This window comes from uncultured Oscillibacter sp., from assembly GCF_910579365.1.
In the GTDB taxonomy this organism is placed as follows: domain Bacteria; phylum Bacillota; class Clostridia; order Oscillospirales; family Oscillospiraceae; genus Oscillibacter.
On record NZ_CAJTUX010000039.1, the window covers coordinates 1 to 18,479 of the forward strand.

General features: G+C 68.6%; 17 protein-coding genes. 9 read left to right on the forward strand and 8 right to left on the reverse strand.

From position 1 onward, the window contains the following. Window positions 1-543 precede the first annotated feature (543 nt). From QZ329_RS09905 to QZ329_RS09940, 8 genes are read right to left on the reverse strand one after another with little or no spacing between them, the layout of a single operon-like run. Entirely contained in the window at window positions 544-1,047 is a 504-nt protein-coding gene (locus tag QZ329_RS09905; protein WP_295751889.1) for a hypothetical protein, read from the reverse strand. Further along, a complete protein-coding gene (locus QZ329_RS09910; protein ID WP_295751892.1) occupies window positions 1,044-1,358 on the reverse strand; it encodes a hypothetical protein in 315 nt (104 codons plus the stop codon). Before QZ329_RS09910 ends, QZ329_RS09905 begins: the two co-directional genes overlap by 4 nt. After that, window positions 1,355-1,711: a hypothetical protein gene (locus tag QZ329_RS09915; RefSeq protein WP_295751895.1), complete on the reverse strand. Its 357-nt coding sequence runs from the start codon at window positions 1,709-1,711 to the stop codon at window positions 1,355-1,357. The genes QZ329_RS09910 and QZ329_RS09915 overlap by 4 nt, the downstream gene beginning before the upstream one ends. 12 nt (window positions 1,712-1,723) lie before the next feature. Continuing rightward, complete coding sequence (locus QZ329_RS09920; RefSeq protein WP_295751898.1) at window positions 1,724-2,746, reverse strand: phage major capsid protein; 1,023 nt, start codon at window positions 2,744-2,746, stop codon at window positions 1,724-1,726. Between the two features lie 38 nt (window positions 2,747-2,784). After that, complete coding sequence (locus tag QZ329_RS09925; protein ID WP_295751901.1) at window positions 2,785-3,648, reverse strand: hypothetical protein; 864 nt, start codon at window positions 3,646-3,648, stop codon at window positions 2,785-2,787. After that, window positions 3,596-4,819, reverse strand: coding sequence for a serine/threonine protein phosphatase (locus tag QZ329_RS09930; protein WP_295751904.1), 1,224 nt, complete (start codon window positions 4,817-4,819; stop codon window positions 3,596-3,598). Before QZ329_RS09930 ends, QZ329_RS09925 begins: the two co-directional genes overlap by 53 nt. Next, window positions 4,816-6,096, reverse strand: coding sequence for a PBSX family phage terminase large subunit (locus QZ329_RS09935; RefSeq protein WP_295751907.1), 1,281 nt, complete (start codon window positions 6,094-6,096; stop codon window positions 4,816-4,818). The genes QZ329_RS09930 and QZ329_RS09935 overlap by 4 nt, the downstream gene beginning before the upstream one ends. Beyond that, complete coding sequence (locus QZ329_RS09940; protein WP_295751910.1) at window positions 6,086-6,550, reverse strand: terminase small subunit; 465 nt, start codon at window positions 6,548-6,550, stop codon at window positions 6,086-6,088. Before QZ329_RS09940 ends, QZ329_RS09935 begins: the two co-directional genes overlap by 11 nt. Before the next feature lie 153 nt (window positions 6,551-6,703). On the opposite strand from QZ329_RS09940, the gene QZ329_RS09945 reads away from it, so the two are divergent. From QZ329_RS09945 to QZ329_RS09985, 9 genes are all read left to right on the forward strand, one after another. Then, complete coding sequence (locus QZ329_RS09945) at window positions 6,704-10,030, forward strand: PD-(D/E)XK nuclease family protein (RefSeq protein WP_295751913.1); 3,327 nt, start codon at window positions 6,704-6,706, stop codon at window positions 10,028-10,030. Further along, window positions 10,021-13,593 carry a helicase-exonuclease AddAB subunit AddA gene (addA, locus tag QZ329_RS09950; RefSeq protein WP_295751916.1) on the forward strand — a complete coding sequence of 1,191 codons (3,573 nt, stop codon included), beginning with the start codon at window positions 10,021-10,023 and terminating at the stop codon, window positions 13,591-13,593. Before QZ329_RS09945 ends, addA begins: the two co-directional genes overlap by 10 nt. Window positions 13,594-13,683: 90 nt before the next feature. After that, a complete protein-coding gene (locus tag QZ329_RS09955) occupies window positions 13,684-13,896 on the forward strand; it encodes a DUF378 domain-containing protein (protein ID WP_295751920.1) in 213 nt (70 codons plus the stop codon). A 180-nt stretch (window positions 13,897-14,076) separates the two neighbouring features. Then, on the forward strand, window positions 14,077-15,309 hold the full coding sequence (locus tag QZ329_RS09960) for an aminopeptidase (protein WP_295751923.1): 1,233 nt from the start codon (window positions 14,077-14,079) through the stop codon (window positions 15,307-15,309). 109 nt (window positions 15,310-15,418) lie between these two features. Beyond that, window positions 15,419-15,901 (forward strand): gamma carbonic anhydrase family protein, encoded by a 483-nt coding sequence (locus QZ329_RS09965; RefSeq protein ID WP_295751927.1) that lies wholly within the window; start codon window positions 15,419-15,421, stop codon window positions 15,899-15,901. Window positions 15,902-15,904: 3 nt separating this feature from the next. After that, a complete protein-coding gene (locus tag QZ329_RS09970; RefSeq protein ID WP_295751930.1) occupies window positions 15,905-17,053 on the forward strand; it encodes an AI-2E family transporter in 1,149 nt (382 codons plus the stop codon). A gap of 207 nt (window positions 17,054-17,260) precedes the next feature. After that, window positions 17,261-17,476, forward strand: coding sequence for a helix-turn-helix transcriptional regulator (locus QZ329_RS09975; protein WP_295751933.1), 216 nt, complete (start codon window positions 17,261-17,263; stop codon window positions 17,474-17,476). Next, on the forward strand, window positions 17,469-18,239 hold the full coding sequence (locus QZ329_RS09980) for a DUF3169 family protein (protein WP_295751935.1): 771 nt from the start codon (window positions 17,469-17,471) through the stop codon (window positions 18,237-18,239). Before QZ329_RS09975 ends, QZ329_RS09980 begins: the two co-directional genes overlap by 8 nt. A 54-nt stretch (window positions 18,240-18,293) precedes the next feature. Then, window positions 18,294-18,431: a hypothetical protein gene (locus tag QZ329_RS09985; RefSeq protein ID WP_295751937.1), complete on the forward strand. Its 138-nt coding sequence runs from the start codon at window positions 18,294-18,296 to the stop codon at window positions 18,429-18,431. Window positions 18,432-18,479 lie beyond the last annotated feature (48 nt).

The following is an 18,479-nucleotide window of genomic DNA, read 5'->3' on the forward strand; positions in this document are numbered from 1 at the left end:
ACGAGATCGAGTAATGTGACTGGAGTTCAGACGTGTGCTCTTCCGATCTTGTCCAGCACGTCGGGACCCACCAGCACCACCCGCTCACAGTTCAGCTCCCCCGCCCGGCGCACCAGCTCCTCCGGGTCCGCCCCGGAGCAGCCCGCCACCGCGATTCGCTCATGCCGCAGGGCGGAGGCCTCCTCCACCGCCGCCCGGAGGGCCCGGTGGACCTCCTCCTCGCCGCTGTCGCAGACCAGGATCTGCACATCCTCCTTCCCCAGCGTCTCGAAGGCTCGCCGGTAATCCTCCGCCGCGCCCTCGTCCGCCACCCGGACCGCCGTCACCACGGACGCGCCCCCCGCGAACAGCAGCCGCAGGATGGTGCTCATCCCCGGCGTCTCGTCCTCGCCGAAGGCCGCCGCCCCGGCGGCATAACCCGTCACCGTCACCGGCTTGTCCACGGCGCCCCCGGCCGCCCGGGCCGCCACGCCGATGGCCTTGACGGCCCCGCCCGCCGGCGCCACGGTGGACGCGTCGTAGACCGAGTACACCCCCGGCCGCTCATGAATGCCGTTCATCACGCAAAACCCCTTTCAACACAAAATCCAGGAAAACCGCTCCCCCGTCCTCGCTCTCCGCCAGAAACAGCGCCTCGCACCGAAGCCTGCCCCGCCGCAGGAAGAGCTCCGTCTCCCGCTCCCAGGCCAGGCCCTCCCACCGGAGCTCTCCCGGCCGTATGCCCTCCGGCAGCCCCCCCAGCAGCACCGCCGCCGCCGTCTCGCAGCCCCGCTGGCAGTCTGCGGCCCGCTCCGCCCGGACGTCCACGGAGATCACGCCCTCCAGCCGCTTGCCGTAGACCTCCCGGACGCCGCCCGCCGGGTCCCGGGCCTCCCCCAGGTATCCGCACAGCCCCACGGCCCGCTCCCCGGCGGTGTCCACCGCCACGGAGGCCAGGGGCGTCTTCCGCTCCGCCGTCCACTTGGCGGGGAAGGCGGCCTCCGCCGCCAGTCCTCCGGCCTCCAGGGCGCGGATCACCGCGTCCCGCATCTGTCTCAGTTCCCTCATTCCGTCTCCCTCGCCCGTTCCAGCACGGCCCGCCAGTGGCTCAATCCCGCGCCGATGTAGTGGGGCCGTCCGCCCCGGACACGGAAGCGCCGTCCCTTCCAAAGCACCGTGTCCCCGGCTTCCACCGCCCTTTGCCCCAGATAGAGCCACCGCCGCCCGTCCAGCCAGCCGGCGGCCCCCGGTTCTCCCGCAGCCTCGTCCCCCGCTCTCACCGGCTGCAAAAAGGCCCGGACGGTCTTCGTCTCTCCCCCGCGCTCCACCGTGACCTCCTGCCCGTACCGCCGGAGGATTTCCTCCACCCAGCGCGTCATCCCAAAACCTCCCGCACCCAAAGGTCCCCCGCCCGGACGAAGGGCTCCATCAGCTCCGCCGCCGTCCGGTGCAGGCGCTCCGCCCGGCTCTCCGCTCCACCGCTCCGGAGCTTTACGGACACATCCCCGGCGGAGAAGGACTCCACGCCCTCCCCGCCCGCCGTCAGGCCCGCCGCGGCGGTGAAGGCGGCGGCGCAAAGGAAAGCCTCGCCGCAGTCCTCCTCTGCCGTCCCCTCCCGGAGGCGGCCCCGCCAAAGGGCCATGGCGGCGGCGCAGAGGGGCTCCAGCAGCGTCCGCTCCGCCTCTCCGGCCCCTGCGGCGGCCATAGCCAGCTTCAAAATCCGCTCCTCCACAGCCTCACCTCCTCAGGCGCTCTCCGCGCCCAGCTTCAGCACCTTGGACGCGCCGGTAAACAGCTTGGCGAAGCCGGAGATGGAGGTGATGGCCGCCCGCTCCAGCTGCCGGTCGATGAGCTTGTCGTACTCCACCGTCACCTCGCCGCCGACGATCTGCTCCAGGGCGTAGTTCCGGTCCAGGCCGATGAGGGTGCCCGCCGGCATAGCGGAGGTCCGCAGCAGCTTGGCCCCCAGCGGGGTGGACAGGGTGCCCGTTCCCTGGAAGTTCAGTCCCGTCATGGGGTTTTGGAACTCCCGGAGCTTCAGCAGCTTCAGCATGGTGTCGCCGCCCACCAGCAGCGTGTTCATGGCATAGGGGTCGAACCGGCTCCAGAAGTCCAGCAGCGCGTCATAGGTCAGTCCGCTCCCCGCCGTCACGCACTCCGCCGGGTTCTCGTTGCCGTCTCCCTCCGTCAGGACCTGGATGGCGTCCTGCAAGTGCATCCGCCCGATGTACGCGCCGATCTGCCGCAGCGTCACGGAGAAGAGGTCCAGCCTCTGGAAGCGGATGGCCTCATAGGACGCCACCAGCATTCTCCCCCGCTTGTGGAGCTTCACCAGATTCTCCTGGGTCCGCACGGAGGTCTCGGGGATCACCCCGCCCTCCTCCACCCGGAGGAGGGTTTTCTCCTCCTCCGTGGGTACGGAGGCAATGGAGCGGTAATCCATGCCGTCAAACCGGGTCACCGTGGCCGTGATGTGGGGGAGGATGCCCTCCTCCTCCAGTCCCTGCCGCACCACCCGGGACACAAACTCCGGAAACAGCACCGAGGATTCCGTGGTGTGGAAGAACTTCTCCACCGGGTCGCTGTCCGCCCCCTTGACGTGGATGTCAAAGCGCTTAAGCTGCCGTTGGAAGGCGTCCAGCCCCTCCAGGGGTGTCCCGCGATAGCGCTCGCCGGGGTCCAGCTCCTCCAGCGTCCGGGTGAAGCTGGTGCCGCTTCTGCCGTACATACCCTTTTCCAGCCGCACGTTCTCAAAATGATAGCTCATACGTCTTTCCTCCTTCATCAATTCCGTTTCCCGTCTTCTCACACCCGGAACGCCGCCGCGTCCTCCGCCTCTCCGCCGTCCCGGGGCCGCAGCTGCACCGGCGCGGGGAAGCGCTTGGCCGCCCGGGTCTCAAAGGCCCGCCGCAGCTCCAGCAGCTCCGGCTCCTCCAGCCGCTCCGCCGCCCGGGCGAAGACGGCGCCGTCCGTCCCGTCCTCCGCCAGCATGGCCAGCCGGACCACCTCCCGCCGCAGCTCCTTGAGGTACTTGCGTCCCAGCTCCGCCTCCTTGCGCAGCGTCCGCTCCCCCTCCCGCTCCTGTCCAAAGCGCTTGAGGACGCCCGCCCGCCTCTGGGCGGGCACCGCCACGAAGGACCACTCATAGGCGTCCGTCACGTCCCGCAGCTCCCGAAAGCACAGCTTCCCGTCGTAAACCTGTCCCCGCACGTGCCCGCAGCCGCCGTCCTCCGCGCCGCAGATGGAGCACACGCTCCTTCCCGCGCCGCAGCCCACGCTGACCTCCTTTTTGATGCCCCCCTCGATCTCGGCGATGAGGTCCGCGTTCCGCTCCGTCCGCAGGAGATAGGCCCAGCCCTTCAGCCAGCGGTACTCGTCTCCGGCCTCCGTCCGCGCCGCCGGCTCCCGGACCACCTCGGTCTTATAGAGCCGGGCGGCCTGTCCCCGGGCGCTCCACTGGTGGTCAAAGAGGCCGCTCCTGCCCACCAGCAGCTCTCCCAGCCGCTCCAAAGCCTCGCTGTCAAAGCGCTCGAAGTCCCGGTCCACCTCGTTGTCGCACAGCCGCACCGTGAAGACGTAGACCTGCTCCGCCCCCAGCTCCGTCTTGGAAAGCCGGTTAATCAGCGCCAGGTCCTCCGCCGCGGCCTCCACACCCTTCCAGTCCTCCATATCCATATCCGTCTCCTTTCGTCTCGTCTCCGCCGCCGGCGGCATCGGTTTTCAGCCGCCGGGCCTGCTCCCGGTAGAGCTCCGCCCTCGCTTCCTCCACCTGGTCCTGGAGGTTGATGTCGTCCCAGACCACCCGAAAGCCGCAGGCAAACCCGTGCATCCGCAGCCACAGCCGGCAGATGCGCTCCGCGGCCGGCGTCAGGGTCCGCCGCAGGGCGGTGATCTCGGTGGTCAGCATGTCCGCCTGCTGGGCGCTCATCCGCTCGGTGGAGCTCCAGTTCAGTCCCAGCATGAAGGGCGGGATGCCGGTCTTGGCCACCAGCTGCTCCAGAATCTGGCGCACCGGCGCCTGGCTGTCCAGCACCGGCGCGTCGGCGCCGATGACCCGGATGTTCACGTCCCCGGCGGCCACGAAGTCCCGCACGCTACCGCCCCGGGTCTCCCGCATGGCCCGGGACCACTCCTCCGCCAGCATCTGTCCCCGCTGTCCGGCCCCCTCGCCTCCCGGGCAGGTGACGGCGAAGCGCACGTTGCCGCAGCGCTCCCAGTTGACCCCGATGGTGTTGTAGATTTTCATCAGGATGTCCGCCAGGAAGGGCAGGGACCGCAGGAGGGACACGCCGTAAGGGTGTTCCGCCTCCGGGTTCAGCGGCGTGAAGAGAATCAGGTCCTGATAGGGCAGCCTCTCCATCCGTCCGTCCCGGCCGGGGCCCCAGACGGCGAAGTCCAGGGGGCTCGTCCCCTCCCGGATTTCGATGTCCTCCACCCGGCCGCACAAAAGGGCCGCAATGTCCCGGTTCCCCATGCCCGGCACGATCTCCCCCACCGCCCTGCCGCAGGTCAGCAGCGAGTCCAGATAGCAGTCCAAAAACGCGTTCAGCCCAAACTGTCCCCGCCCCGCCGGCACGGTGCGGAGGAATTCCCCCAGCTCCCGCTCCGCCCCCGGGTCCTCGCAAGAGACCGTCAGTCCCCCCGTCATGCGAATCAGCTTGTAAATGGCCGCGTCCACCACCGGCACGGCCTCCCGCACCGCCCGGTAGAGCCGCGTCTCCCCGTTTCCCAGCGGCACGTACTCTCCCAGCGCGCCGAAGGGGTGGCGTTCCCACCGGCGCAGCTGCACCGCCGCCGGCCGCGCCGCCGTCTCCGTCATCCGCTTTTTTCCCCGTTTCACAGCTCTCGTCTCCTTCCCCAAATGCCGCCGGAGCCCCGCTCCACCGTCAGCGCCGCGAAGTCCGCGCCGCCCCGGTCCTCCGCCAGGTCCATGGCGAAATAGCGCATGTCGTCCATGGCGTGGTCGTCCCGTTTCCGGGGCGCGTCCCGCTCTCCCCCCTCCTCCCAGCGGTAGGAGGCGATTTCCCGCAGGCAGTCCCGGCAGTTTTGGCAGATGGCAATCCGCCCCTGCCGCAGCAAATCCGCCGTCACCCGCAGTCCGTCCGTCACGCCGTTGTCCGCCCGGACCACCCGGAACCCCCGCCGCCGCAAGGTCTCCATGAAGCTGGCGGCGGAGGGGTCCACGATCACCCGCTGAATCTCCCGCCCCCCCGCCAGGCGCTCCAGGTCCCCGGCGTACTCCGCGTCGGTTCTTTGCCGTCCCGCCTTGCGGGAGTCGTAGTAAAATTCCTCCACCCGGTACCACACGCCGTCCTTCCGGCCCCACAGCCCGAAGGACGCGGGGTTCACCGTCCCATAGTCCGCCGAGATTCTCCAGGCGGAGAAGTCTCCCTCCGGCCGGGCCGCCGCATCCCGTTCCGGGTCAAAGAAGTCATAGACCCGCCCCTCCGCCGCGGTCCACTCTCCCAGCACGAACCGCCGGTAGAAGGCCCCGGAGTAATTTCTCCGGTAGCGCGCCCGGATACGTTCCGTCAGCGCGGGGTTGTCCTCCATGGCAAAGCGCAGCCGCAAAGCCCGCCGCTCCTCCGCCTTCAAAATCCACTCCCGGTAAAACCAGTGGTCCGGCCCCTCCGGATTGCAGTTGAACCACAGCCGGCTTCCCGGCACGCTGCACCGGGCCGCCGCCTGTTCCACGAAGGACCGGGGCATCAGCGCCGCCTCGTCCAGCAGCACCCCCGCCAGGGTGCTGCCCTGAATCAGCGCCGCGCTGGACTCGTCCCGCCCGCCGAAGAGCAAAAAGCGGTTCTCGTGCCCCCGGAAGCGCACGGCCAGCAGGTTTTCCCCCCGCCGCTCCCGGACCTCCATTCCCAGCCGTTTCAGGCAGGGGACCAGCTCCGCCAGCAGATTGCGCCGCAAAGACACGATGGTCTTCCCGCAAAGGCCGAACTGCCGCCCGTCGAACTCCGCCTGGGCCCACAGGAAGAAGCCCAGCCCCATGGCGAAGGTCTTTCCGCTCCGCACCGCCCCGTCGCAGATCACGGCCTCCCACCTCGGGTCCCGCCACCAGGTCAAAAGCCGTATCTGCTTGGGGGAAAAGCGCAGTTCCTTACCCGCCATAGTCCGCCTCTCCCAGCTGCCCGGCGGCGTTCTCCAGGGCCCGGTAAAGCTCCTCGGCCCCCGCGCCCCCGCCGTCCTCCAGCAGTCCGCACAGCGTCTCCAGGGCCCGGGTCCGGTCCGCCAGCTTCACCTCCACGCCTCCCTTGTCCGTCACCTTCAGCTCCGCCAGGGCGGACAGGTCCAGTCCCTCCGGGTCCACCTCTCCCCGGCTCAGGGCCAGGCGCACCGCGTCGTTGGCCCGGCCGAAGGCGATCTGGGCCAGCCGCCGCAGCACGTCCTCCCGCCGCAGCTCCGCCGCCGCGGCCCCCCGCATCCGCTCCAGGTCTCCCCGGACCCTGGGCCGCTCCAGCATGGCGAAGCCGTCCTCGCAGCCGCACGCCTCCGCCGCCCGGACCGGGTCCATGGCGGAAAGATACGCCCCGCAGAAGTCCCGCTCCCGCTTTCTCCACTTCATCGCTTCATCTCCTCCCATGTATCCCCCGGTCCCTCCCCAGGAGTTGCACGCCGCCGTGCACCCGCCGGAAAAAAATTTTTTCTCCCGCCGGAAAATCGCCCCCTTTCGTGCTATAATGGAATTCAACTACGTTCCCCAAGGAGGGCTCATCTCGTGTTGACCATACTGACCGGCCGGGCGAAAACCGGCAAATCCCGCACCGTGCTCCGCCGGGCGGCGGAGCGCGCGTCCCTCCGGAGCCAGATGCTCCTGGTGCCGGAGCACGCCTCCCACCAGGCGGAGGTGGACCTGTGCCGCGCCTGCGGCGGGGCCCTGGGCGCCCAGGCGGAGGTGCTGAGCTTCCGCCGCCTGGCGGACCGGGTGCTCAGCGTCACCGGCGGCGCGTCCCAGGTGGCGCTGGACGCCGGAGGCAAGCTCCTCACCCTGGAAAAGGCCCTTTTGGAGGTGGCCCCGGAGCTGACGGTGTACCGCCGTCCCTCCCGGAAGTCCGCCTTCCTCCGCCAGCTGCTGGACCTGTTTGACGAGCTGCGCTGTTACGAGGTCTCCCCCGAGACCCTGTACCAGCGCGCCCAGGAGACCGCCGGAGCCACGAAGGACAAGCTCCGGGACCTGAGTTTGCTCTACGCGGCCTACGAAGCCCGCCTCCGCCGTCCCGGCCTGGACGCCCGGGACCGCATGACCAGGCTCTGCGACTCTCTGGAGGGCGCGGAGTACGCCCTGGGCAAGGACGTCTATATCGACGGCTTCACCTACTTCACCGCCCAGGAGCGCCGCTGCCTCTCCATCCTCCTCCGGCAGGCCCACTCCGTCACCGTCACCCTCCTGGGGGAACCCAACTCCAAAGAGGAGATTTTCGAAGCCTCCCTCCGCACCCTGGACCGTCTGCGCCGTCTGGCGGAGCGGGAGGGCTCCGCCGTGGAGGTGGAGGTGCTCAAAAGCACCGGCGGCTCTCCCCTGGACCATCTGGAGCGCTGCTTTTTCGGCGAGACCCGCCCCTTCCCGGACCCCGTCCCCCAGATCCGGCTTCTCCGGGCGGACACGGTCTTCTCCGAGGTGGAGCAGACCGCCGCCGCCATCCGCCGCCTGCTGGCGGAGGGGAAGTGCCGCTGCCGGGAGATCACGGTGGCCGCCCGGAACATGGAGGATTACGAAGCCGTCATCGAGACGGTGTTCGAGCGCTACGGCGTCCCCGCCTACCTCAGCCGCCGCAGCGACATTCTGGAAAAGCCGGTGCTCAGCCTTCTCACCGGGGTGCTGGCGTCGGTCTCCGGCGGCTATGAGTACGACGATATGTTCCGCTGGCTGAAGACGGGCCTCTCCGGCCTGACGCCGGAGGAGTGCGACGAGCTGGAAAACTACGTGCTCAAGTGGGAGGTACACGGCGGCATGTGGCTGCGGGACGTGGACTGGACGGAGAACCCGGACGGCTACGGCGAGTCCTGGACCGCCGCCCGCCAGACCCGCCTGGACCGGGTCAACGCCCTGCGCCGCCGGATTCAAGGTCCCCTCTCCCGTCTGGCGGAGGGTCTGAAAACCGGCGAGACCGCCGGGGAGAAGGTGGACGCCCTCTACTGCTTTTTGGAGGAGCTGGGCCTCCAGCAGGCGCTGGAGCTCCAGCTGCACGCCCAGGCGGAGGCGGGCCGCCTTCAGGAGGCGGAGGAGACCGCCCAGCTCTGGGAAATCCTCTGCGGCGTGCTGGATCAGTTCATGGAGATTCTGGGGGACGAGCCCATGGACGCGGAGGAGTTCACCCGCCTTCTCCGCCAGGTGCTGGCGCAGTACAGCGTGGGCACCATTCCCGTGGCCCTGGACCAGGTCCAGGTCTCCGGCGTGGCCCGGAACGACCGCCACGCCGCCAAGTACCTCTTTCTCCTGGGGACCAACGACCATGTTCTCCCCTCCCCCGGCCAGGGCGGCGGCATCCTCAGCGGGGACGACCGGGAGGAGCTGGCCCGTCTGGGCGTGGAGCTGGCCCCCTCCGGCATGGAGCAGATGACCATCGAGCTCCAGAATCTCTACGCCGCCCTGGCCCAGCCCACGGAGGGCCTCACCGTCAGCTATCCCGCCGCCGACGTCTCCGGCGCGGAGCTGCGTCCCGCCTTTGTGGTGGACCGGCTTTTGACCCTGTTCCCCGCCCTCCGGGCGGAGCGGGAGCCCCCCGGGCGGCCCTTCCGGCTCACGGCCCCCCTGCCGGCGCTGGAGTCCGCCGTTCCCGGCGGGCCTCTCTGGCGGCTTCTTGCCGGGGATTCGCGCTTTGCCCCCCGGCTCTCCGCCATGGAGCGGGCCGCCGCCCAGACCCGGGGCTCTCTCTCTCCCGGGTCCGTCCGGGCCCTGTACGGGGCCAGCGCCTCCATGACCGCCTCCCGGCTGGAGCGCATCCGCTCCTGCCACTTCTCCTATTTCATGCAGTACGGCCTCCGGGCCCGGCCCAGGACGCCCGCCGCCTTTGACGCGTCCCAGGTGGGCACCTTCCTGCACTACCTCCTGGAGCGCGTCACCCGGGACGTGCTGGCCCTGGGGGGCTTCGCCCAGGTGGGGGAGGAGGAGCTTCACGCCCTGGTCCGCCGGCACATCGGCCGGTACATCGAAACGGAGCTCCCCAACCTCGCCGCCCGCGGCGCCCGCTTCCGCCACCTCTTCGCCCGCCTTCAGGACAAGGCCCTCGCCGTGGTGGACCAGGCGGCGGAGGAGCTTCGCTGCTCCGACTTTGTCCCCCTGGCCTTCGAGCTGTCCTTTGGCGACGGGCCGGAGAAGGACCTGCCCGCCGTGGTGATCTCCGAGCCCGACGGGGAGCTTCGGGTGGGGGGCAAGGTGGACCGGGTGGACGGCTGGCTGAAAGACGGGAAGCTCTTCCTCCGGGTGGTGGATTACAAGACGGGCCGCCGGTCCTTTGACCTCTCGGCGGTCCGCATGGGCCTGGACATTCAGATGCTCCTCTACCTCTTCACCCTCCAGAAGACCGGCGCGGCCCGCTTCGGCCAGGAGATCGAGCCCGCCGGCGTCCTCTACCTTCCCGCCAGGGACGGCTTTCTCCCAGCCCAGCGGAACATCCCGCCGGAGAAGCTCCAGGCGGAGCGGGAAAAGCAGCTCCGCCGCTCCGGCCTCCTCCTGGCGGAGCCGAAGGTGCTCCAGGCCATGGAGCACGACGCCCTCACCGAGCCCCGCTATCTCCCCCTCCGGGTCAGCCGGGACGGCAGCCTCTCCGGCAGTCTGGCCTCCGCCGCCCAGCTGGGGAAGCTGGGTCAATATGTGGAGACGCTGCTGCACGACATCGCCCGGGAGATTCGCCAGGGCAACATTGACGCGGACCCCTGCTGCCGCTCCGAGGAGGACAGCCCCTGCCGCTACTGCCAGTGGGCCTCCGCCTGCCACTTCCAGGCCGGGCGGGACGGCGACCATCTGAACTACATCGTCCCCGTTAAGCCGGAGGAATTCTGGCGCGATCTGGAGACGGAAGGAGGCAAGCATCCATGCCCGTAATCCTCACCCCCCAGCAGCGCGCCGCCGTGGAAAACCGGGGCGGCAGTCTCCTGGTCTCCGCCGCCGCCGGGTCCGGCAAGACCCGGGTCCTGGTGGACCGGCTCTTCCGCTACGTGACGGAGGAGCGCTGCAATGTGGACGATTTTCTCATCATCACCTACACCCGGGCCGCCGCGGCGGAATTGCGCGGCAAGATTGCCGCCGAGCTCAGCCGCCGCGTAGGGGAGGACCCCGGAAACCTCCACCTCCGCCGCCAGCTCCTCCGGGTCTATCAGGCGGACATTAAGACGGTGGACGCCTTCTGCACCGCCCTCCTCCGGGAGAATACCCACCTCCTGTCCCGGGAGGGGGACCGCCACGCCCTGACCCCGGACTTCCGGGTCCTGGACGAGGGCGAGGCCGCCCTGATCCGCCGCCGCTGCCTGGACCGGGCCCTCTCGGATTTTTACGAGAATCCTCCCCCCGGCGGCCTCCAGCTGGCGGACACCCTGGGGGAGGGACGGGACGACGCCGCCCTGGTGGAGCTGGTGCTGGACCTCCATGACAAGCTCCAGAGCCACGCTTCCCCGGAGCAGTGGCTGCGCCAGAGCCGGGCCGCCTGGGCGTCTCCCGCCCCCAGCTTTGACGGCACGCCCTACGCCCAGGCCCTTCTGACCTCCATCCGCCGCCGGGCCGCCCACTGGGCGGACCAGCTCCGCCAGGGCGCGGAGCGGACGGAGGGCGATCCCGCCCTGGAGAGCGGCTACGGCGCGAAATTCCTGGCCGCCGCCCGGGACTTCCTCGCCCTGAGCCAGTCGGCGGACTGGGCCCGCGCCCGGGAGCGGGCGGACGCCGTCGCCTTTCCCCGCCTCACCACCCCCAAGGGCCGGAAGGAGGACCCCCTGGTGGTCTCCCTGAAGCGGATTTGGGAGGGGGCCAAGGACGCCTTGAAGCCCCTTCGCCTCTGGCTGGACGTCACCGGGGAGGAGGCGGAGGAGGACCTTCGGACCGTGGCCCCCGCCATGCTGGCCCTGCTGGACCTGACGGCGGCGTTCTCCGCCGTCTTCCGGGCGGAAAAGCTCCGGCTGAACGCCGCGGACTTCTCCGATCAGGAGCATCTGGCCCTGACCCTTCTGGTCCGCCCCGACGGGCCGCCCACGGAGCTGGGGGAGCAGGTCTCCGCCCGGTATACGGAGATTCTGGTGGACGAGTATCAGGACACCAACGAGGTCCAAAACGCCATCTTCCGGGCGGTCTCCCGGGAGGGGAAAAACCTCTTCACCGTGGGGGACGTGAAGCAGAGCATCTATCGCTTCCGCCTGGCGGACCCCACCATCTTCCTGCGCAAGTACGCCGCCTTCCGGCCCCACACCGAGGCCGGGGAGGGGGAGGACCGCAAGATCGTCCTCTCCCAAAATTTCCGCTCCCGCCGGGAGATTCTGGACGCCGCCAACTTCGTCTTCTCCAGCATCCTCTCCCCCGAGATGGGGGACCTGGACTACGACGGGGACGCCGCCCTTCACTTCGGCGCGGAGTACTACCCGCCCCGGATGGACTGCGACACGGAGTTTCACCTCATCACCGCCCGGCAGCGGTCGGCGGAGGACCCCCGCCCGGTGAAGAAGCTGACGGCGGAGGCCCGCTTCACCGCCCGCCGCATTCAGGAGCTGCTGGACGGCGGTTATCCCGTCACGGGCCCCGACGGGACTCTCCGCCCCTGCAAGCCGGAGGATATCGTCATCCTCATGCGCTCCCCCGGCAGCCGGACGGAGGCCTTCTCCGCCGCCCTGGCGGAGCGGAACATTCCCCACTCCTTCCAGGAGGACGCCGGCTTCTTTGACGCTATGGAGGTCTCCACCGCCGTGGCCCTGCTGGAGCTGATCGACAATCCCCGGCAGGACGTGCCCCTGATCTCCGTTCTCCGCTCCCCGGTCTTCGGCTTCACGCCGGACCGGCTGGCCCAGATTCGCGCCGCCGCCCCCGACGGGGATTATTACGACGCCGTGGCCGCCTCGGACGCGGAGGACTGCGCCGCCTTTCTGGAGACGCTGGGCGCCTTCCGCCTGGCCGCCCGGGACATGAGCGTCCACCGCCTCCTCTGGCACATCTACAACACGCTGAACCTCCTGGGCCTCTTCGGCGCCATGGACCGGGGCCTGGAGCGGCGGGAGAATCTCATCTCCCTGGCCCGCCAGGCGGAGAAGCTGGAGAGCGGGGGCTGCCGGGGCCTCTTCCCCTTCGTCACCCAGCTCCGCCGCCTGCGGGAGGCGGGAAAGGCCCCCGCCGCCGCCTCCCCCACCGCCGGGGGCGTCCGGCTGATGAGCATCCACCGCTCCAAGGGGCTGGAGTTCCCCATCGTCATCCTGGCGGACCTGGACCACGCCTTCTCCCGCCAGGACTTTGACACGCCCGTCCTGGTCCATCCCACCATGGGCCTGGGTCCCCGTCTGGTGGACCTGAAGCGGAAGATCCGCTACGACACCCTGGCCCGCACCGCCATTGAGGAGACCCTCCGCCGGGAGAATCTGGCGGAGGAGCAGCGGGTCCTCTACGTGGCCATGACCCGCCCCAAGGAAAAGCTCATCCTGGTCCACTCCCTTTACTTTGCGGAGACCCGCCTCCAGCGCCTGGCGGCCTCCGCCGCCTGCCCCGTGCCGCCGGAGACCGTGGCCGCCTGCCGCACCTTCGGGGAATGGCTGCTGCTGCCCCTCCTCTGCCGCCCGGAGGCGGAGCCCCTCCGCCGTCTGGCCGGGGCGGAGGTTCCGCCGGCCTCCTGTTCCGGCGCGCCCTGGCGGATTTTCCTCCACGACAGCGGCGAGTTTCAGGACGCGCCTCCCCTCCCCCTCCTTCCCCAGGCGGGGGAGGAGGACGCCGCCGCCCTCCCCTTTGACCCGGCCCTTCTCTCCTTTGTCTACCCCCACCAGCGGGAGAGCGCCCTCCCCGCCAAGCTGACGGCCACCCAGCTCAAGGGCCGCCCCCTGGACCAGGAGATCGCGGAGAACGCCGCCCACACCCCCTACCTCCGCCCCCTCTCCCAGCCCAAGTTCCGCCAGAAGACCGGCGCCCTCCTCACCCCGGCGGAGCAGGGCACCGCCACCCATCTGGTCCTCCAGCACCTGGACTACGGCGGTCCGGACGTCTCCGTCCAGATCGCCGCCCTGGAGGACGCGGGCTTTCTCACCCATTCCCAGGCCCAGGCGGTGGACGCCGCCGCCCTCCGGCGCTTTCTGGCCTCCCCCCTGGCGGCGGAGCTGCGGGCGGCGGAGGCGGCGGGGCGCAAGCCCCTCCGGGAATACCGCTTCACCCTCCTGGTCCCCGCCCAGGCGTACGATACCCAGGCCTCGGAGGAGGACTCCATCCTCCTCCAGGGCGTGGCGGACTGCTGCTTTGAGACGGAGGGGGGCCTGACCGTCGTGGACTTCAAAACCGACCGCGTCCGCACGCCGGAGGATATCCGCCTCCGCTCGGAACAGTACCGCCCCCAGCTGGAGGCCTACAGTCTGGCCCTGGCCCGGGTGCTGGGAAAGCCGGTGGTCCGCCGGGTGCTCTACTTCCTGGTCCCCGGGGAGGCGGCGGAGGTCTGAGCCATCTTTTATGGAAATTTTTCTCTGGGCTAAATCCGTCGAAAACGGGCAATCTATGGGTTATCTCAAACTGAACAGGAGGTAACGCAAATGCTTGACAAGATTGCCGTCTTGCTGGCGGTCATCGGCGCGCTGAACTGGGGCGGTATCGGCCTTTTCGGCTTTGACACGGTGGCCTGGCTCTTCGGCGGCCAGCTCTCGGTGTTTTCCCGTATCATTTACGCTCTGGTGGGCCTCGCGGGCCTGTGGTGCCTGACGCTTTTGTTCCGTCTGGACCGGGAAACCGCCGCCCATCCCGCCTGACGGCCCCGGCCGCCTGAAAACCGGAGAGGGACCGCCCTCTCCGGTTTTTTCCGCCGCCCGCCTCCCGGAAAAATCATGAACGAATTTTGAATCCCGGCGGCTTTGCCTTTACTTCCCCGCGGAAATGTTCTACAATGGCACATTATATCCCCATACCAACGGAAAGGATGAACCCATAAAATGGAAGACAAACTGCGCGAATACGCCCGTCTCCTGGTCCAGGTGGGCCTGAACCCCTATCCCGGCCAGCGGATGGTGATTTCCTCCCCGGTGGAGTGCGCCCCCTTCGCCCGCCTCTGCGGGGCGGAGGCTTACGGCGCCGGCTGTTCGGAGGTTGTCATGAACTGGACCGACGACGCCATGACCCGCATGAAGTACCTCCACGCCGCGGAGGAGGTCTTTGACGCCGTGCCCCTCTGGCGGCGGCATTTTTTCAACGACCAGGCCCTGGAGGGCACGGCCTACCTGGCCATCTCCGCCACGGACCCGGAGAATCTCAGGGGCGTGTCCTCGGACCGGATCATCCGGGCCCAGCGGGCCAGCGGAAAGGCCCTTAAGGACTTTGACCGGCTTCAGATGTGCGGCGGCTTCCCCTGGTGCATCGCCTCCATTCCCATCCCCTCCTGGGCCCGGCGGGTCTTCCCGGACAAGGGGGAGGAGGAGGCCGTCGCCGCCCTGTGGGACGCGATTTTAAAGGCCGTCCGGGTCACCGGCGACGGCCGCGCGGTGGAGCGCTGGCGGGAGCATCTGGCCACTCTGGACGCCCGGCTGGAGAAGCTGAACGCCCTGCGCCTCAAGACCCTTCACTACCAAAACGCCCTGGGCACGGACCTCACCGTGGAGCTGCCGGAGGGCCACGTCTGGGAGAGCGGCGGGGACCGCACCCTCTCGGGCCGGAGCTATATCGCCAACATGCCCACGGAGGAGATTTTCACCTCCCCCCTGAAAACCGGGGCCAACGGCGTGGTCTACTCCTCCATGCCCCTGGTCCACGACGGCAACGTCATCGACGGCTTCCACTTCGTGGTGCGGGAGGGCCGGATTGTGGAGTCTCACGCCCGCCAGGGAGAGGAAACCCTCCGGGCCGCCATCTCCGTGGACGAGGGCGCGTCCTACTTCGGCGAGGCGGCCCTGGTCCCCTACGACAGTCCCATCTCCAACCAGAACCTCCTGTTCTACAACACCCTCTTCGACGAGAACGCCGCCTGCCACATCGCCTTCGGCGAGGCCTATCCCTGCCTGGAGGGCGGCCAGACCATGACCAAGGACGAGCTGAAGGCCCGGGGGCTCAACGACTCCATCACCCACGTGGATTTTATGGTGGGCACGCCGGACCTCTCCATTGTGGGAACCACCCGGGAGGGGGAGGAGGTCCCCATCTTCGTGGACGGGAATTTCGCTCCCGGATTCTGACCCCCGCAAATCACATAACGCGGCCTCCCCTCCGGCGTCTCCGGCCCTGGAAAGCGGCCCCGGAGCCGCCCTGCGGGAGGCGGGCGCACGAGAAATGAGGAAAAAACGTATGGCATATCAACTGAGAGAGACGGACGAAAACGTCCTGATCTGCGACGGCGCGAAGGTCAGCGGCGACGTGACCCTGGGCCGGGGCGTGAGCGTCTGGTACAACGCCGTTCTCCGCGGAGACGACGGCGCCATCACCGTAGGCGAGGACACCAACATTCAGGACTGCGCTGTCCTTCATGAGGAGACCCGCGTGGGCGCGGGCTGCACCATCGGCCACGGGGCCATTGTCCACGGCTGCACCGTGGGGGACAACGTGCTCATCGGCATGGGGGCCGTCGTCCTCAACGGCGCGGTCATCGGGGACGACTGCGTCGTGGGCGCCGGGGCTCTGGTGACGGGGAAGATGAACGCCCCCGCCGGGTCCATGATTCTGGGCAGCCCCGCCAAGGTGGTCCGCTCCCTGACGGAGAAGGAGATCGCCTCCAACCGCCGCTCCGCCCAGGGCTATCTGGAGGCGGCGGAGCGCTGCCGCCGGGGCTGAGCCATGGACTGGAACCGGGAACAAATTAAGCAGCGCCTGGCGGTGGTCTGCGGCGGCGTGGCCTTCTACTGCGCCCTGCAAAACCTCCCCGCCCTGGCCGGGGCCCTGCGCTGGGTGCTGGGGACTCTGTCTCCCTTCCTGCTGGGCGGGGCCATTGCCTTCATCCTGAACGTCCCCATGCGGGCCATTGAGGCCCAGCTCCCCCGCGGCCGGCGCTGGAAGGCCCTCCGCCGCCCCCTGGCCCTGGCGCTGACCCTGGCGGCCATGACCGGCGTGATGACCCTGGCGGTCTGTGTCATCAGCCCCGGCGTCGGAGACGCGGTCCGCTCCATCACCAGCCAGCTTCCCGCCGCCTTCCAGCGGATGCAGGCGCAGCTCTCCGCCCTGGAGACCTGGCTCCCCCAGCTGGAAACCCTGGCGGCGGACCTCCAGTTTGACTGGAAGGCCCTCTCGGAGAAGGCCATCACCCTGGTCCGGGACTGGGGCGGCGGGCTGGTGTCCTCCGGCGGCGTGCTGATGGCCGGGGTGGTCAGCGGCGTCAGCACCTTTGTCATCGGCCTGATCTTCTCCTTCTATGTTCTCCTGCAAAAGGAGCGTCTCAGCCGCCAGGGCCGCCAGGCGCTCTATGCCCTCCTCCCCGCCGCCTGGGCGGACAAAGCCCTGGAGGTCCTTCGTCTGGCCGGGCGCACCTTCTCCAGCTTCCTCTCCGGCCAGTGCGTGGAGGCGGTGATCCTGGGCACGCTGTTCGTCGCCTCCATGACCGTCTTCCGGCTGCCCTACGCCCTGCTGGTGGGGGTCCTCATTGCCCTGACGGCTCTGATTCCCGTGGTGGGGGCCTTCATCGGCTGCGTGGTGGGCGCGCTGCTCATCGCTGTCACCAGCCCCCTCCAGGCGGCGGGCTTCGTGGTGCTCTTTCTGGTCCTCCAGCAGATTGAGGGAAACCTGATTTACCCCCATGTAGTGGGGTCGTCGGTGGGCCTGCCCTCCATCTGGGTGCTGGCGGCCGTGACCCTGGGCGGCAAACTGATGGGCATTGCCGGGATGCTGTTTTTCATCCCTCTCTGCTCGGTGCTGTACGCCCTCTTCCGGGACTTTGTCAAGGCCCGTCTGCGGGCCCGGAACATCCCCGCGAAAAAATGGCGGGACCCCTGACCGGCGGTCCCGCTTTCCGGAGCCCCGGCACTTTCAGAAAACGGGCGGACCCGTGGGTCCGCCCGTTTTTTGGACTCTCCCACGCGTCCGCACGTGGGAATTTTTATTTTTCCTCTTGACAACTTTCCTTGTCAGTGCTATCCTTACTTTGACAATGATACTTGTCAATTCGACAACTCGCCTTGTCAGAAGAAAGGAGGTATCGCCATGCCCCTGTACAACCGGCTGAAAGAGCACCGGGCCCGTCTGGGGGTAAACCAGCAGGAGCTGGGGCGTCTGGCGGGGGTCTCCCGGCAGACCGTCAGCCAGATTGAGCGGGGGGATTATTCCCCCTCGGTGACGCTGGCGCTGAAGCTGGCGAAGATCTGCGGCGTGCAGGTGGAGGACATTTTTACCTATCAGGAGGACGAATCCCATGAATAAGAAATCCAACGAGAAAAGCGAGAACCGGAAGGCCCTGCCCAGGTTTTTCGGCACCATGGCCCTGAGCCTCTTGGGCGGCGGAGTCCTGGGCTTTGTCATCGGGTGCAGCCGGATCTTCGGCCTGGAAGCCGCCGCCCTGGCGGACGGGCTCAGCGCCGTGCTCAGGGCCGTCACCCCCTGGGGCATTCCCGTCACCTCCGTGCTGACCCTGGGGGCCTGTTTCCTCCTTTACCGCTCCGCCGCGAAGAAGTTCGCCGCCTGGGGCGGCGGGGACGAGGACGAGACCTCCGCGGCCATCGACGTCTCCCTGAGCTGGGCGCTGCTCCTCAGCGCCGTGCAGCTTCTGCTGAACCTGTTTTTCCTGGCCGCCTTCTGCGCCTACTACCTGGACGGGGAAGTCAGCGCCCTGACTCATGTGGGCGTGTTCCTGTTCTCCTGCGGCCTGGTGGTGTTCACTCAGCAGAAGACGGTGGACCTGGAGCGGAGGATGAACCCGGAAAAGCACGGCAGCGTCTACGACGCCAAGTTCCAGAAGAAATGGCTGGACAGCTGCGACGAGTCGGAGCGCCGCCAGATCGGTCAGGCCTGCTACCGGGCCTATATGACCGCCAACCGCCTGTGCCTGGGGCTGTGGCTGGTTCTGGTCGTCCTGAGCATGGTATTTGAAATGAGCCTCCTGCCCGTCTTCGTCCTGCTGCTGGTCTGGGGGGCGATGCAGGTGACCTACAGCCTGGAGTGCATCCGCCTGGGCAAGGGGGCGTGACCCCTTCTCGATACCAAATGATAGGAAGCGCGCAATCTGTACGAGCATCCGGTTTTGACCCTCATGGTCCGGGAGATGGAGCCGGCGCAGAACCGCCATGCGAAGGAGGGCTGGCGTCTGGCCGCCGTATCTCCCAATATGGCGATGGGAACGGGCGTTGCCGTCACCCCGGAGCGGAAAACGGAAGCGTGAGCCTGCAAAAGGGACCAGCCGGAGAGCGAAAGCGCCCTCCGGCTGGTC